Below are 14,819 nucleotides of genomic sequence, written 5' to 3' on the forward strand. Positions count from 1 at the left end.
AGCCACCCCGCCCCGGAACCGCAGGTTAAAGCCGCTCGAGCACAGTCACGTTCGCCTGCCCGCCGCCCTCGCACATGACCTGCAACCCATACCGCCCCCCGCTCCGCTCCAATTCGTGCAGCAAAGTGGTCATCAACCGAGCACCCGTCGCCCCGATTGGGTGCCCCAGCGCGATCCCGCCCCCATTGACATTGACCTTCTCGTGCGGCACGCCGATCTCCTGCATCCAAGCGAGAACCACCGGCGCGAACGCTTCATTGCACTCGAACAAGTCAATGTCGTCCACGGACAGCCCGGTCTTCTCCAACGCCCGCTGAGTGGCCGGAATAGGCGCGGTCAGCATCCACACCGGATCCGCCCCGTACACGCTGATGTGATGCACCCGCGCCCGCGGCGTCAAACCGTGCTCCGACACCGCACGTTCGGACGCGATCAGCATAGCCCCGGCGCCGTCACTGATCTGCGACGCCACCGCGGCAGTAAGCGGACTTCCCTCCTCAAGAGGCTTGAGCCCGGCCATCTTCTCCAAAGTCGTGTCCCGGCGCGGCCCCTCGTCCACAGCGAACGGCCCGACCGGCGCGATTTCCCGGGAGAACCGCCCGGCATCGATGGCCGCCAACGCCCGCCGATGGCTCTCGAACGCGAATTCCTCCAGCACGGCCCGGGAAAGCCCCCACTTCTCGGCGATCATCCGCGCCGACCGGAACTGCGAAACCTCCTGGTCCCCATACCGAGCCACCCACCCGGGCGACTCCGCGAAGGGCGTGCTGAACCCGAACTGCTGCCCCACCGCCATCGCCGAAGAAATCGGAATAGCGGACATGTTCTGCACTCCTCCGGCCACCACAAGATCCGCGGTCCCGGACATCACCCCCTGCGCCGCGAAGTGCACCGCCTGCTGGCTCGACCCGCACTGCCGGTCGATGGTCACCCCAGGCACATGATCCGGCAGTCCGGCCACCAGCCAGCCAGTCCGAGCCACATCCCCAGCCTGCGACCCGATCGTGTCGCAACACCCGAACACGACGTCGTCCACCGCACCGGGATCGATCCCGGTCCGCTCCACCAGCGCACGGATCGCGTGCGCCGCCAAGTCGGCGGAATGCATCGCGGCGAGCGAACCGCCGCGTCGGCCCACCGGAGTGCGAACCGCGTCCACCACATATGCCTCAGGCACGAAATCCTCCAGCGGGATCAGGGATGCTGACTGCTCACCGAGACGACTTCACCAGTGAGATAAGACGAATAAGCACTAGCGAGAAACACCATCACATTGGCGACTTCCCACGGCTCGGCGGCCCGCCCGAACGCCTCGCGCCCCTTGAGTTCGGTCAGCAGTTCGGCAGTAGTGACCTTCTCCAGGAACGGATGCATCGCCAGACTGGGCGACACCGCATTGACCCGGATCCCCGACGAAGCCAGATCCATCGCCGCGGAACGGGTCAACGCCATCACCCCGGCCTTGGCCGCCGCGTAATGCGCCTGGCCCTCCTGCGCTCGCCAGCCGATCACCGAGGCGTTGTTCACGATCACCCCGCGACAACCGCGAGCGATCATCCGCCGGGACGCCGCCCGGACGCACCGGAAAGTCCCGGTCAAAGTCACGTCGAGGACCAGCGACCATTGCTCGTCAGTCATCTCGGTGATCGAAGCGGTGCCCCCGAGACCGGCGTTGTTCACCATGACCTCGACCCCGCCGAACGGGTCGGCCGCGTCCAGCAAGGCGGCGACCTGCTCTTCTTTGGTCACATCGCACACCACTGACGCGACCCGCTCGGCACCGAACTCCGCGCCCAGCTTGGCGGCCGCCTCGGCAAGCCGTCGCTCGTGGGTATCCCCGATCACGACCGCCCGGGCGTCTTCTTCCAGGCACCGCCGGGCAATCGCCGCCCCGATGCCCGCGCCCGCCGCGGCAGTCACGACGACCACGCGCTCGGCGAGCAAGCCATGCCCGGGCACGTAATCAGGCGCGGGCTGTTCCGGTTTAACGCTCACGGTCGCGGCTCCCTAGGCAGGCCGAGCACGCGCTCGGCAATGATGTTGCGCTGGATTTCGTCCGAACCGCCGTAAATCGTGTCGGCCCGGCTGAACAAGAAAAGCGTCTGCTGAGCATCGAGGTCGTAAGAACCGGCGGCGGTCAACGCGGAACCCCCGCGGACCTCCATCGCCAGCTCCCCCAGTTCCCGATGCCACCGGGCCCACAACAGCTTCGACACCGACGCTTCCGGCCCCTGCGACCCAGCCTCGTACGCGCTCAGGGTCCGCAGCGCGTGCACCCGCAGCACCTCGAGGCCGACGGCAGCTCGCGCCAACCGATCCCGCACCACCGGATCGTCATAACGCCCGTTCTCTTGCGCGGCGGCGACCACGCCGGCCAGCTCCCGGGCAAACCCGACCTGCTGCCCGATCGTCGACACCCCGCGTTCGAACCCGAGCGTCGCCATCGCGACCCGCCACCCGTCCCCGGGCGCGCCCACCACGAGGGACTCCGAAGTCCGCGCCCCGTCGAAGAAGACCTCGTTGAACTCGCTGGTCCCGGTCAGCTGCCGGATCGGCCGCACCTCGACCCCGGGCTGGTCCATCGGCACCAGCAAATACGACAGTCCGGCATGCCGCCGGGAACCCCGCTCGGTCCGCACCACCGCGAAACACCACTGCGCGTGCTGCGCGAGCGACGTCCAGATCTTCTGCCCGTCGATCACCCACTCCCCGCCCTCCAGCCGGGCCCGCGTCCGCACCCCGGCAAGGTCCGACCCCGCGCCCGGCTCCGAATAGCCCTGGCACCACAGCTCGGCGACCCCGACGATGCCCGGCAAGAACCGCCGCCGCTGCTCGTCCGTGCCGTGCGCGATCAGGGTGGGCCCGAGCAGTTCCTCGCCAAGGTGGTTGACCCGCGCCGGAGCGTTCGACCGCGCGTACTCCTCGTGGAAGATCACCTGCCGCAGCAGGCTCAGCCCGCGCCCGCCGTACTCGACCGGCCAGCCGAGGCAGGTCCAGCCGTGCGCGGCCAGATGCTGGTTCCACGCCTGCCGCTCCTCCGGCGCCTCGTGCTCGCGCCCGGATCCGCCGAGGCCCTTCAGCGCGGCGAACTCGCCCGCGAGGTGGTCGCCGAGCCACTCGCGCACCTCGGCGCGGAACTGCTCGTCCTCGGGGGTGTAGCGAAGATCCACCCGTCCTCCTGGTCCGCCGGTGCCGGTCCGGTCACGCTACCAAACCAAGCACTTGTTTGGTAGCATCGCCGCCGAACCGAGAAGGAGTGATGCGCGTTGAGCGGAACCGAAGAAAGCACCGACGAGCAGGTCGTGACGTACGAGGTGCGCGGTCCGGTCGCGGTCGTCACGCTGAACCGGCCGCAGTACCGCAACGCCCAGAACTCGAAGATGACCTACGCGCTGGACGCCGCCTTCACCAAGGCCGTGGACGACGCGGACGTCAAGGCGATCGTGCTGGCGGGCAACGGCAAGCACTTCTGCGCCGGGCACGACATCGGCACCCCTGGCCGCGACATCGACCAGAGCTTCGAGCGCAAAGCGGTCATCTGGTGGGACCACACCGACCGGGCGGGCGTCGATTCGCGGTTCGCCCGCGAGTCGGAGGTCTACCTCGGCATGTGCCGCCGGTGGCGGGAGATCCCGAAGCCGGTCATCGCGATGGTGCAGGGCGCCTGCATCGCGGGCGGCCTGATGCTCGCGTGGTCGTGCGACTTCATCGTGGCCTCCGACGACGCGTTCTTCTCCGACCCGGTCGTGCGGATGGGCATCCCGGGCGTCGAGTACTTCGCGCACCCGTGGGTGATGAACCCGCGCGCTGCGAAGGAATTCCTCTACACCGGCGACCGATTCGGGGCGGACCGCGCGCAGGCGCTCGGCATGGTCAACCACGTCGTGCCGCGCGCCGAACTCGAAGAAGCGACGTTCGCGATCGCCGAGCGGATCGCGCAGATGCCGCAACTCGGCCTCGCGCTCACGAAGAAGGCCGTCAACCAGGCTGAAGACCTGATGGGCATGCGGTCCGGAATGGACTCGGTGTTCGGCCTGCACCACGCCGCGCACGCACACAACGCCGAACTGGACACCGACTCGCTCGCCGGGCTCGACGCGCGTTCCATGGCGAAAGCCAACAAGAAGGCCGCGGGAGAGTCATGAGCCCGGAATTCACCGTCGCGGAAGAGGAGTTCCGTGCGGAGGCGCGCGCCTGGCTGGCGGAGAACAGCCCCGGCCCGCTGCCGTCGATGGACACCGAAGACGGCGCCCGCGCGCACCGCGAGTGGGAGGCGAAACTCGCCGAGGGCCGGTGGTCCGTGGTCGCCTGGCCCGCCGAATACGGCGGCCGCGACGCGACACTGACCGAGTGGGTGCTGTTCGAGGAGGAGTACTACCTCAGCGGCGCGCCGACCCGGATCGCGCAGAACGGCATCTCGCTGCTGGCCCCGATCATCTTCGAGCACGGCACCGACGACCAGCGCGCGCGGCACCTGCCCTTGACCGCCAACGGCACCCGGATCTGGGCGCAGGCCTGGTCCGAGCCGGAGGCGGGCAGCGACCTCGCCGGGATCCGCAGCACCGCCGTCCGCGACGACGAACGCGGCGGCTGGGTCCTCAACGGACAGAAGATCTGGAGTTCGCGCGCCCCGTTCGCGGACTGGGGGTTCGGCCTGTTCCGCTCCGACCCGGAAGCCGAGCGGCACCGCGGCCTCACCTACTTCCTGTTCCCGCTCGATGCGGACGGCGTCACCGTCCGGCCGATCGCCCAGCTCGACGGCGACTGCGGCTTCGCCGAAATCTTCTTCGACGACGTCTTCGTGCCCGATCAGGACGTCCTCGGCGGGGTCGGCGACGGCTGGCGCGTCGCGATGAGCACCGCGGGCAACGAACGCGGGCTGTCGCTGCGTTCGCCGGGCCGGTTCCTCGCGGCGGCGGACCGGCTTCTGGACCTCTGGGCCGAGCGCGGAGCCGAGGCGCCGCACCTGCGCGACCGCGTGGCCGACGCCTGGATCAAGGCCGAGGCCTACCGGCTCTACACCTGGGACACCGTCGACCACGTGCAGAACGGCGGCGACGTCGGCGCGGCGGGCAGCGTCAACAAGCTCTTCTGGACCGGCCTCGACCTCGGCATCCACGAAACGGCGCTGGACCTGCTCGGCGCGGGCCAGGAGCTGCGCGGCCGCTGGGCCGAGGACTACCTGTTCGCCCTCGGCGGCCCGATTTACGCCGGCACCAACGAAATCCAGCGCAACATCGTCGCGGAACGGCTGCTCGGCCTCCCCCGCGGCGAGCGCAGGAAGGCACAAGCATGAAGTTCCGGTTGTCCGCCGAACAGCGCGCGTTCGCCGAAGCGCTGGACGCCCTGCTGGGCGCGGCCGACGTCCCCGGCGTCACCCGGTCCTGGGCGGCCAAGCGGCCGGAATCCGGGCTGCTGCTGTGGAAACAGCTCGCCGAACTGGGTGTCACCGCGCTCGGCGTGTCCGAGGAACACGGCGGCGTCGACGGGACTCCGGTCGATCTGATCGTGGCCTTCGAGCGGCTGGGATACCACGGCGTACCGGGGCCGGTGATCGAGTCGATCGCCGCCGCGCCCGCGTTGCTCACCGACGGTTCGTTGCTGTCCGCGCTGGCTTCCGGAAACGCCGTGGTGACGTTCGCGAGCGCGCCGGACACTCCGTACGCGCTGGATGCGGACGTCGCCACGGACGTCTTCGTGATCGGTGATTCGCTGGCACGCGCGGAAATCGGCCGCGAGCTGCAGTCGGTCGATCCTTCCCGGCATCTGTACGAAGTCGCCGCCGGTGCCGGGGTTCAGCCGCTTCCCCCGCAAGCGCGGCAGAAAGCGCTCGATCTCGCCAGCCTCGCCTGCGCCGCGGAGCTGCTGGGCTGTGGCGAACGGATGCTGGCCGACACTGTCGCCTACCTCGGCCAGCGACGCCAGTTCGGCCGCGTGATCGGCGAGTACCAGGCGCTCAAGCACGCCGCCGCGGACGTCCGCGTGGCGCTCGACTTCGCCCGTCCGCTGCTGCTGGGCGCGGCCCGCGAACCCAGCGCTCGTGCGATCTCGGCGGCAAAGGTCGCGACGTCGGACGCGGCCCAGCTCGCCGCGCGCACCGGGCTGCAGTTGCACGGCGCGATCGGTTACACGCTCGAATGCGATCTGAGCCTGTGGCTGCTGCGCGTCCGGGCGCTCGTGGGCTGTTGGGGCACGCCGGCCGTGCACCGCGCGCGGGTGCTGGAGAGCCTGACGAGGGGCCGCTGATGCACTTCGCGCTGACCGACGAGCAGCGGGAACTCGCCGCCGCCGTCCGCGGGCTGGTCCAGCGACGAGCCGCGAAGACCGATCTGCGAGCGGCGATCGACTCGCCGACCGGGTACGACACCGAGCTGTGGTCCGCGTTGTGCGAGCAGATCGGCGTCGCGGCGCTGGCCATTCCCGAGGAGTACGGCGGGGCCGGGTACAGCCTGTTCGAAACGCATGTCGTGCTGGAGGAGCTGGGCGCGAGCCTGACGCCGTCTCCGCTGCTGGGGTCGGGAGTGCTTGCCGCACAAGCGTTGCTGGCCGCAAACGCGCCGGAGTTGCTCCCCGGGATCGCGGCGGGCGAGGTCGTCGCGCTGGCCTGGGCGGATCGGGCCGGACGGCATCGCACCGACGGTTCGGACGTGGTCGCCTCGGGCGGAACCCTGAACGGCACCGCGACTCTGGTGCTGGACGGCGCGCAGGCGTCGCAGCTGCTGGTGGTCGCGATGGCCGACGGGCGGCCCGCGCTGTTCCGGACTGACGCCACCGCCGAAGCGACCCCAGCAGTCGACCAGACCCTCAGGTTCGCCAAGGCCGAGTTCAGCGACACCCCGGCGACGTTGCTCGCGGAAGACTTCGCCGAAGCCCTCCCCCGGCTGCACGCCATCGCCGCGATCGCTTGCACCGCCTTGCAAGTCGGCGGCGCACAGTCCTGTTTGGACCGAACCGTCGCACACCTCAGGGAACGCGAACAGTTCGGCCGCCCGCTCGGTTCGTTCCAGGCGTTGAAACACCGGGTCGCGGACATGCTGGTGCAGGTCGAAACCGCCCGGTCGATTTCGTGGGCAGCCGGATTCGCGGCCAGCAACGGCGAGGATCTCGCCCGGCAGGCGGCGTACGCGAAATCGTGGTGCAGCGAGGCTTTCACCGCGGTCGCGGCCGAAACCGTCCAGTTGCACGGCGGAATCGCGATCACCTGGGAACACGACGCCCAGTTGTACTTCAAACGCGCGCACGCGCTGGGGCAGCTCTTCGGCGACGCCCGTGAACACCGGACGCGGCTATGATCCACCACGTCGGCATCACCGTGACCGATCTCGCCGCGTCGACGGAGTTCTACCGCGATCTGCTCGGCGGCGACGTCGAAGGCCCGTTCGAGCGCAGCGGTCCGCGGATCGACGAGGTCACCGGATATCCGGGCGTGATTGTGCGGCAGAGCTTCGTGTCGGCCGACGACGGCGACACGGTGGTCGAGCTGCTGCAGTACGAAAACGGGTCGCCGGCGCGGCTCGACCCGGACCACGGGCAGGCGGGCGCCGCGCACGTCGCGATCACCGTCGCCGACCTGGACGCGACGCTGGAGCGGCTGCGCGGACGCGGGGTCGCCGCGCTCTCGGAGCCGATCGTCACGAGCCATCCGATGGCGGGCTGCCGCGCGGTGTACGTGCTCGATCCGGACCGGGTGCGCGTCGAATTGGTGCAACTCCCCGCCTGAGCGGAACAACAATGGAGGAACGAATGGGCGGCAAGTCCATGACCCTGGACGGCGTCACCGAGTACGTCCGGTCCGGGATGACCGTCGGGATCGGCGGATGGGGGTCGCGGCGCAAGCCGATGGCGATGGTGCGCGAACTGCTGCGCAGCGACGTCGAGGACCTCACGCTGGTCACCTTCGGCGGGCCCGAGGTCGGGCTGCTGTGCGCGGCGGGCAAGGTGCGCCGGGTGATCTACGGGTTCGTCTCGCTCGACACGATCCCGCTCGACCCGCATTTCCGCGCCGCTCGCGAGGGCGGCCGGGTCGAGACGACCGAGTACGACGAGGGCATGTTCGTCGCCGCACTGCGGGCGGGCGCCAACCGGCTGTCGTTCCTGCCGACGCGGGCCGGGCTGGAAAGCGACGTGCTGCTGATGAATCCGGAGCTGAAGACCGTCGCGTCGCCTTATGACGACGACGTCTACCTCGCCGTGCCCGCGGTGCGCCCGGACGTCTCGCTGCTGCACCTCAACCGCAGCGACACCCTCGGCAACGGCCAGTTCCTCGGCCCGGACCCGTACTTCGACGACCTGTTCGCGATGGCGTCGGGCAAAACGCTGCTGAGCGTCGAGAAGATCGTGGACACCGAGGACCTCACCGCTGCCGAGCGGTCGACGTCGCTGCTGATCAGCCGGATGTTCGTGAACGGCGTGATCGAGGCCCCGAACGGCGCGCACTTCACCTCGTGCGACCCGGATTACGGCCGGGACGAGGCGTTCCAGCGGCATTACGCCCAGTCGGCACAGGACGAGGTCTCGTGGAAGCAGTTCCGCGAAACCTTCCTGACCGGCGACGAGGCCAGCTACCACGAAGCAGTGCGCGCCTTCCACCGCGCGACCGAGAAGGAGTCCGCATGAGTGCCCCCGCAACCCGCGCCGAGGTCTGCATCGCCGCGTGCTCCGACGCGTGGCGCGGCTCCGGCGAGGTGCTGGCCCACGCGGTCGGCACGGTCCCGGCGGTCAGCGCGCGGCTGGCCCGGCTCACCCACTCCCCCGAACTGGTGCTGTCCGACGGCGAATGCCACTTCATGGCCGACCCGCCGCCGCTGGGCAAGACCGCGGCGGCGGGCGGGACCGTCGAAGCCTGGGCGCCGTTCGGCCGGATCTTCGACATCCTCAACACCGGGCGGCGGCATTCGATGATGGGCGCGAGCCAGATCGACCGGTTCGGCAACCAGAACATCTCGCTGATCGGCGACTGGCGGAAGCCGAAACGCCAGCTCATCGGCATGCGCGGCGCGCCGGGCAACACGGTCAACCACCGCACCGACTACTGGGTGAGCCGGCATTCGAGCCGTGTGTTCGTGGACCGGGTGGACGTGGTGTCCGGCGTCGGCAACGACCGGGCCCGCGCGCATCCGTCGACCTCGCTGCGGTTCCACGACCTCGGCGTCGTGGTGACCGACCTGGCGGTGCTCGACTACGACGAGGACGGACGGCTGAAGGTGCGCTCGCTGCACCCGGGCGTCACCGAGGACGAGGTGCGCGCGAACACCGGCTTCGAACTGGACTTCAGCGGCGCGGGCGTGTCGCGGGTGCCGGACGAGCACGAACTGGAGCTGATCCGCACCGTGCTCGACCCCAGGAACGCCCGGGACCGGGAGGTCAAGGAGCCCCGGTCCTGAACCGCTCAGCCGGCGAGCAAACCGCCGTACAGCATCGCGAGGTACTGCTCCGCCACGACGTCGTGGCGGAGCTTTCCGCGCGGGTTGTACCAGCGGACCGACGACCACACGGTGTCCCGGATGAACCGGTACACGAGGCTCACCTCGAGGTCGTCGCGGAACTCGCCGGTCTCCCGGCCCGCGTGGAGCACTCCGAGCCACAGTTTCTCGATCTTCAGCGATGTCTTCCCGACGAATTCGAAATCGGCGAGGCTGCCGACGACGGCCGATTCGTTCTGGTAGAGCGCCACCGCGAACGGCCGCTCGTGAATCGTCGCGAAGGCGGTGTACACCAGCGCGTCGAACTGCTCGCGCGGCGTGCCGTCCTTCCCGGCGATCTCGGTGAACGCGGCCAGCAGGTCGTCCATGAACTCCTTGAGGATCTCGCGGAGCATGTCCTCCTTGGACGCGAAATGGTGGTACAGGCTCCCCGAGAGGATGCCCGCCTCGTCGGCGATGTCGCGGACGGTGGTCTGGGAGTAGCCCCGGGTCGCGAACAACTGCGCGGCGATGCCCAGCAGTTCGCCGCGCCGGGTGCCGCCGTTTTTCGCCGGAGCCCGGCCGGTTCGCGGAGTCATCGCATGGATCCCTTCCTGCCCGCTGCTTTCCCCTATGCTACCGAACAAGCACTTGTTCAGTGAGGAGACCCGCGTGTCGACACCTCGCACGATGCCCGCCCTGCTCGACGAAGCCGCCCGCCGTCACGGCGACGCTCCGGCTGTGGTCGACGGTACGACACAGCTGTCCTGGACGGAGTTGCGGGAGGAGGTGCGGAGGGTTTCCCGCGCGCTGGCCGCCGCCGGCGTCCGGTCCGGCGACCGGGTCGCGGTGTGGTCGCCGAACCGGGCGGAATTCATCCTGACGTTCCTGGGCGCACAATGCCTCGGCGCGGCGCTGGTGCCGATCAACACCCGGTACCGCGGCGAGGAGGCCCGGGTGGTGCTGGAGCGTTCCGGTGCTTCGGTGCTGGTGCTGTGCAACGGATTCCTCGGGAACGACTATCTCGGGATGCTGACCGAGGCGGCTTCCCGGTCTGGTTCCGGTGGTTCTGTTGTGCCTGGGCTTCCGCGGCTGCACACCGTGATCGACCTCGGATCGGACGGCGTCGCGTTGCCGTGGAACGAATTCCTCGCCGGGGCGGAATCGGTGGCCGCTGTCGATGAGTCGGTGGTGACGCCGTCGACGGTGGCGGACATTCTGTACACCTCGGGCACCACCGGCGTCCCCAAGGGCGTCATGAGCACGCATGCCCAGACGATCGGCGTCGCGGACGTCTGGGCGAAGGGCGCGTCGCTCGCCCCGGCCGACAACTACGCGATCGTCAACCCGTTCTTTCACTCCTTCGGTTACAAGGCCGGGGTCGTCGCGGCGATCACCGCGGGCACGACGATCTACCCGGTGCCGACCTTCGACCCGGTCGCGTTGATGGAGCTGGTCCAGCGAGCCGGGATCTCGGTGCTGCCCGGTGCGCCGACCATCTTCACCACGCTGATCAACCACCCGCGCCGCACGGAGTTCGACCTGTCGTCGCTGCGCTTCGCGATCGCGGGTGCGGCGTCGGTGCCGGAGAACCTGTTCTCGGACATGCTGGAAATCCTGGGCTTCGAACAGGTCGCGCAGGCGTACGGGCTCACCGAATGCGTCGTGGCGACCCAGTCGCGGCCGGACGAGGACCCTCGGCACGTCGCGCACACGACCGGTCCGGCAGTGCCCGGCCTGGAAATCCGCGCGGTCGACGGCGAGGGCGAGGACGTGCCGGTCGACGCGGACGGCGAAATCCTCATCCGGGGCGAGTTCGTGATGCTCGGCTACTTCGACGACCCGGACGCGACCGCGGCCGCGATCGACGCCGACGGCTGGCTGCACACCGGCGACGTCGGGCAGCTGGACGAGCACGGCTGCGTCAAGATCACCGGGCGGCTCAAGGACATGTTCACCGTCGGCGGGTTCAACGTGTACCCGGCCGAGGTGGAGAACGTGCTGAGCACCCACCCGGACGTCGTGGAGGCCGCGGTGATCGGCGTGGACGACGACCGGATGGGGTCGGTGGGGCGCGCTTACGTGACGTTGCGGGACGGGGTCGAGCTGGATCCGGAGGCACTGCGCTCGTTTTGCCGGGAGCGGCTGGCGAACTTCAAGGCGCCGCGCGAGTTCGTGGCGATCAGGGAGCTGCCGCGGAACGCCAGCGGGAAGATCGTCAAGCGAGAGCTGTCCTGACGTCGTGAGTGGCTACGCCGGTTAGAACCGGGATAGCCACTCACGACGTACTCAGCGGTGCGGCGCCGAACTTGTCGCGCTCGGTGCGGCCGGGCACCCAGGCGGAGGACTCGGCGCCAGATTGGTCGTCCCGTCGGCGTTCGCGCTGGACAGCAGCACGACGGGAGTGCCGGGGCAGCGCACCGGCGAGGCGATCACGACGGAATCGATGACCGCATCCTGGCGGCGAGACGGTTCGGTGCGCGCCGAACCGTCCCGCGTGCGGCCGTTACGCCAGCCGTTCCAGCACCATCGCCATGCCCTGTCCGCCCGCCGCGCACATCGTTTCCAGGCCGAAGGCCGCGTCTTTCGCCTGGAGGCCGTGCAGCAGCGTCGTCGCCATCCGCGCGCCGGTCGATCCGAACGGGTGTCCCAGGGCGATCGCCCCGCCGTGCACGTTGACGCGGTCGATGTCGAGGCCCAACTGGTCGACGCACGGCAGTACCTGCGCGGCGAAGGCTTCGTTCATCTCGACCAGGCCGATGTCCTCAACGGCCAGTCCGGCCCGCGCCAGCGCCTGCTGGCTCGCCTCGACCGGGCCCAGTCCCATGATCTCCGGGCTCAACGCCGACACCCCGGTGGCGACGATCCTCGCCAGCGGCTGGATGCCCAGTTCGCGGGCCCGCACGTCGCTCATCACCACCAGCGCGGCAGCCCCGTCGTTGAGCGGGCAGCAGTTCGCCGCGGTGACCGTCCCGTCTGGACGGAACACCGGCTTCAGTTGAGATACCTTCTCCAGCGTCACTCCCGCGCGCGGACCGTCGTCCGTGGACACCACGCTGCCGTCTGGCAAGGTCACCGGCGTGATGTCCTTCTGCCAGAACTCCCCCGCCGCCTCGGCGAGATTCTGGCTGCGCACCGCGAAGGCGTCTTGATCCGCACGCGACACTCCACAATGGTCCGCGACGTTCTCCGCGGTCTCGCCCATTGCGATGTAAACGTCCGGCAGCGCACCGTCTTTACGCGGGTCTGTCCATTGCAGACCACCAGCTGCTCGCTTCTCCGTCACCGCCATCGCGTCGGCGTACAACGGGTTCTTCGTGTCCGGCATGCCGTCAGCTTTCCCCTGGGAGAACCGGGAAACGCACTCGACACCTGCCGAGACGAACACGTCGCCCTCGCCGGCGCGGATCGCGTGCATCGCCATTCGCGTGGTCTGCAGCGAGGACGCGCAATAGCGATGCACAGTCGTGCCGGGCACCGCGTCGAGGCCGAGCCGCAGCGCGACCATCCGGCCGAGGTTGTACGCCTGTTCGCCGGCCGGTTGCGCGCAGCCGAGCATCAGGTCGTCGATCCGGTCGATCTGCGGAACCGCGGCCAGCGCGGCTTCGACCGTCTGCGCGGCGAGGTCGTCCGGCCGCAGGTCCTTGAGCGAGCCCTTGTACGCCCGCCCGATCGGCGAGCGGGCGGCGGAGACGATCACGGCTTCGGGCACAGCAGGGTCCTCCTCAGGCGTTCGGGGTGTGCTGGAGGAACGCGGGCCATTCGCCGCCTCCGTCCACATTGAGCACCGCTCCGCTGACATGGCTCGCGAGCGGCGACGCGAGCAGCAAACAGGCTTGGCCGACCTCGGCCGGCGACGCGAACTGCCCGCGCGGGATCGTCCGGGCGACCGCGTCGCGCTGCGCCGGATCGCCGTAGTGGTCCTCGGAACCCGGCGTCTCGACCAAACCGCAACTGACCGCGTTGACCCGCACCCGCGGCGCCCATTCCACGGCCAAACTGGTGGTGAGGCTTTCCAGCGCCGCCTTCGCCGCGCCGTACACCGCGGTGCCGGGGCTGGGCCGCCGCGCCGAGATCGACGTGACGTTCACCGCCGACGCTCCCGGCGTCTCGCGCAGGATCGGATGCGCCGCGTGGAGCACGTACGCGGCGGCCAGGAAGTTGAGATCGTTGATCTTGCGATGAAACCGCGGCGACGCCTCGGCGAACTGCGCGAACGGCGCGCCGCCCGCGTTGTTGACCACGACGTCGAGCCGCCCGTGCCGCTCGCCGATCTCGTCCAGCCATTGCCGGACCTGATCCGCCTCCCGCACGTCGACCCGCGAGAACCGAGGTGCGCGTCCGCCGACCTCGCGCAGCTTCCCGGGTTCCGTGCGCCCGCAGATCTCGACCTCGGCGCCCGCTTCGAGGAACGTCGCCACGATGCCGTCGCCGACTCCGCGCGCTCCGCCGGTGACGAGGACGACGCGATCGGTCAGGTCGAAGCTGACAGGCATGCTGCTCCTTCTCGCCGGGAGCGCTCAGCCTACCAAACAAATGCTAGGTTGAGGACGAGGAGGTTTTCCATGCCACAGGAAGCAATCCGGCGAGTCAGCGTCGTCACCGGCGGGGCACTGGGGATCGGCGGGGCGACCAGCCGCCGCCTCGCCGCGCGCGGGGACCTGGTTGTGCTGAACGACATCGACGCCGCTGCCGCCGCCGTCGCGCGCGCCGAGATCGAGGCGGCCGGTGGCGTGTGCGAAACGGTCGTCGGCGACATCGTGACCGACGAAGTGGTCGAAGCTGTCACCGCTGCTGCCCTGCGCTTGGGCGACGGGCGGATCGACGTCCTGGTCAACAATGTCGGCGATTTCCGCCCTGCTTCCCGGGATTTCCTGCACAGCACACCGGAACAATGGGCGCGGTTGCATGAACTGAACCTGCTGCACGTCTTCAAGCTCACCCACCAGGTGCTGCCGCGCATGATCTCGCAGGGCTCAGGCGTGATCGTGAACAATTCGACCGTGGAAGCGTTTCGCGGCATCCCCGGGCACGCGGTGTATTCCGCTTACAACGCCGGGGTTTCCGCTTTCACGAAGAGCCTGGCCGTCGAGGTGGGACGGCATGGCGTCCGGGTGAACGCGATCGCGCCGGATCTCGCGGACAGCGAGCAGACTCCCGCCGCGGCGATGCTGCGCGACAACGACCCCGCGGCGATCGAAACGTGGGTGCCGCTGGGCCGGTTCGGGCACGTGGACGAATACGCGAAAGTGATCGAATTCCTGACCACGGACGCGGCGTCTTACGTCACCGGCCACACGATCCCGGTGGACGGCGGGACGCTCGCGGCCTCGGGGTGGTACTTGCGGACCAACCGGAAGGGGTTCACGAACTTTCCGCGGGAGACGTAAGGGGTCGTGAGTGTTCATGCCGGTTCTC

The 14,819-nt window shown here is 69.4% G+C and carries 15 protein-coding genes; 9 read left to right on the forward strand and 6 right to left on the reverse strand.

The annotated features are described in order from the left end of the window. Positions 1-25 precede the first annotated feature (25 nt). From H4281_RS24235 to H4281_RS24245, 3 genes are read right to left on the reverse strand one after another with little or no spacing between them, the layout of a single operon-like run. The gene (locus tag H4281_RS24235; protein WP_182893220.1) at positions 26-1,177 is read right to left on the reverse strand and encodes an acetyl-CoA C-acetyltransferase; all 1,152 of its coding nucleotides are present in this window, start codon (positions 1,175-1,177) and stop codon (positions 26-28) included. Between the two features lie 17 nt (positions 1,178-1,194). After that, complete coding sequence (locus tag H4281_RS24240) at positions 1,195-1,995, reverse strand: SDR family oxidoreductase (RefSeq protein ID WP_182893221.1); 801 nt, start codon at positions 1,993-1,995, stop codon at positions 1,195-1,197. Then, a complete protein-coding gene (locus H4281_RS24245; RefSeq protein ID WP_182893222.1) occupies positions 1,992-3,170 on the reverse strand; it encodes an acyl-CoA dehydrogenase family protein in 1,179 nt (392 codons plus the stop codon). The genes H4281_RS24240 and H4281_RS24245 overlap by 4 nt, the downstream gene beginning before the upstream one ends. 96 nt (positions 3,171-3,266) lie before the next feature. Here H4281_RS24245 and H4281_RS24250 point away from each other — a divergent pair, with 96 nt between their 5' ends. Genes H4281_RS24250 through H4281_RS24280 form a run of 7 tightly spaced genes read left to right on the forward strand, consistent with a single transcriptional unit; the run spans position 3,267 to position 9,383 of the window. Beyond that, entirely contained in the window at positions 3,267-4,145 is an 879-nt protein-coding gene (locus H4281_RS24250) for an enoyl-CoA hydratase (protein WP_182893223.1), read from the forward strand. Beyond that, positions 4,142-5,296, forward strand: a complete 1,155-nt coding sequence (locus H4281_RS24255) for an acyl-CoA dehydrogenase family protein (RefSeq protein ID WP_182893224.1) — start codon at positions 4,142-4,144, stop codon at positions 5,294-5,296. Before H4281_RS24250 ends, H4281_RS24255 begins: the two co-directional genes overlap by 4 nt. Further along, complete coding sequence (locus H4281_RS24260) at positions 5,293-6,246, forward strand: acyl-CoA dehydrogenase family protein (RefSeq protein ID WP_182893225.1); 954 nt, start codon at positions 5,293-5,295, stop codon at positions 6,244-6,246. Before H4281_RS24255 ends, H4281_RS24260 begins: the two co-directional genes overlap by 4 nt. After that, positions 6,246-7,292, forward strand: a complete 1,047-nt coding sequence (locus H4281_RS24265; protein WP_182893226.1) for an acyl-CoA dehydrogenase family protein — start codon at positions 6,246-6,248, stop codon at positions 7,290-7,292. The genes H4281_RS24260 and H4281_RS24265 overlap by 1 nt, the downstream gene beginning before the upstream one ends. Continuing rightward, the gene (locus H4281_RS24270) at positions 7,289-7,720 is read left to right on the forward strand and encodes a VOC family protein (protein WP_182893227.1); all 432 of its coding nucleotides are present in this window, start codon (positions 7,289-7,291) and stop codon (positions 7,718-7,720) included. The genes H4281_RS24265 and H4281_RS24270 overlap by 4 nt, the downstream gene beginning before the upstream one ends. A 23-nt stretch (positions 7,721-7,743) precedes the next feature. Next, a complete protein-coding gene (locus H4281_RS24275; RefSeq protein WP_182893228.1) occupies positions 7,744-8,616 on the forward strand; it encodes a CoA transferase subunit A in 873 nt (290 codons plus the stop codon). Further along, complete coding sequence (locus H4281_RS24280) at positions 8,613-9,383, forward strand: CoA-transferase subunit beta (RefSeq protein ID WP_182893229.1); 771 nt, start codon at positions 8,613-8,615, stop codon at positions 9,381-9,383. Before H4281_RS24275 ends, H4281_RS24280 begins: the two co-directional genes overlap by 4 nt. A gap of 5 nt (positions 9,384-9,388) precedes the next feature. Here the strand turns inward: H4281_RS24280 and H4281_RS24285 are convergent, their stop codons facing one another. Beyond that, positions 9,389-10,000: a TetR/AcrR family transcriptional regulator gene (locus H4281_RS24285; protein ID WP_182893230.1), complete on the reverse strand. Its 612-nt coding sequence runs from the start codon at positions 9,998-10,000 to the stop codon at positions 9,389-9,391. A gap of 73 nt (positions 10,001-10,073) precedes the next feature. Between H4281_RS24285 and H4281_RS24290 the strand changes: the two genes are divergently transcribed. After that, on the forward strand, positions 10,074-11,639 hold the full coding sequence (locus tag H4281_RS24290) for an AMP-binding protein (RefSeq protein ID WP_312872172.1): 1,566 nt from the start codon (positions 10,074-10,076) through the stop codon (positions 11,637-11,639). A 268-nt stretch (positions 11,640-11,907) separates the two neighbouring features. Here the strand turns inward: H4281_RS24290 and H4281_RS24295 are convergent, their stop codons facing one another. Next, positions 11,908-13,113: an acetyl-CoA C-acetyltransferase gene (locus H4281_RS24295; protein WP_182893231.1), complete on the reverse strand. Its 1,206-nt coding sequence runs from the start codon at positions 13,111-13,113 to the stop codon at positions 11,908-11,910. A gap of 13 nt (positions 13,114-13,126) precedes the next feature. Further along, positions 13,127-13,897 (reverse strand): SDR family oxidoreductase, encoded by a 771-nt coding sequence (locus tag H4281_RS24300; protein WP_182893232.1) that lies wholly within the window; start codon positions 13,895-13,897, stop codon positions 13,127-13,129. A 69-nt stretch (positions 13,898-13,966) separates the two neighbouring features. On the opposite strand from H4281_RS24300, the gene H4281_RS24305 reads away from it, so the two are divergent. Continuing rightward, positions 13,967-14,791 carry an SDR family NAD(P)-dependent oxidoreductase gene (locus H4281_RS24305; protein WP_182893233.1) on the forward strand — a complete coding sequence of 275 codons (825 nt, stop codon included), beginning with the start codon at positions 13,967-13,969 and terminating at the stop codon, positions 14,789-14,791. Positions 14,792-14,819 lie beyond the last annotated feature (28 nt).

Source organism: Amycolatopsis dendrobii (genome assembly GCF_014145675.1).
Taxonomy (GTDB): Bacteria; Actinomycetota; Actinomycetes; order Mycobacteriales; family Pseudonocardiaceae; genus Amycolatopsis; species Amycolatopsis dendrobii.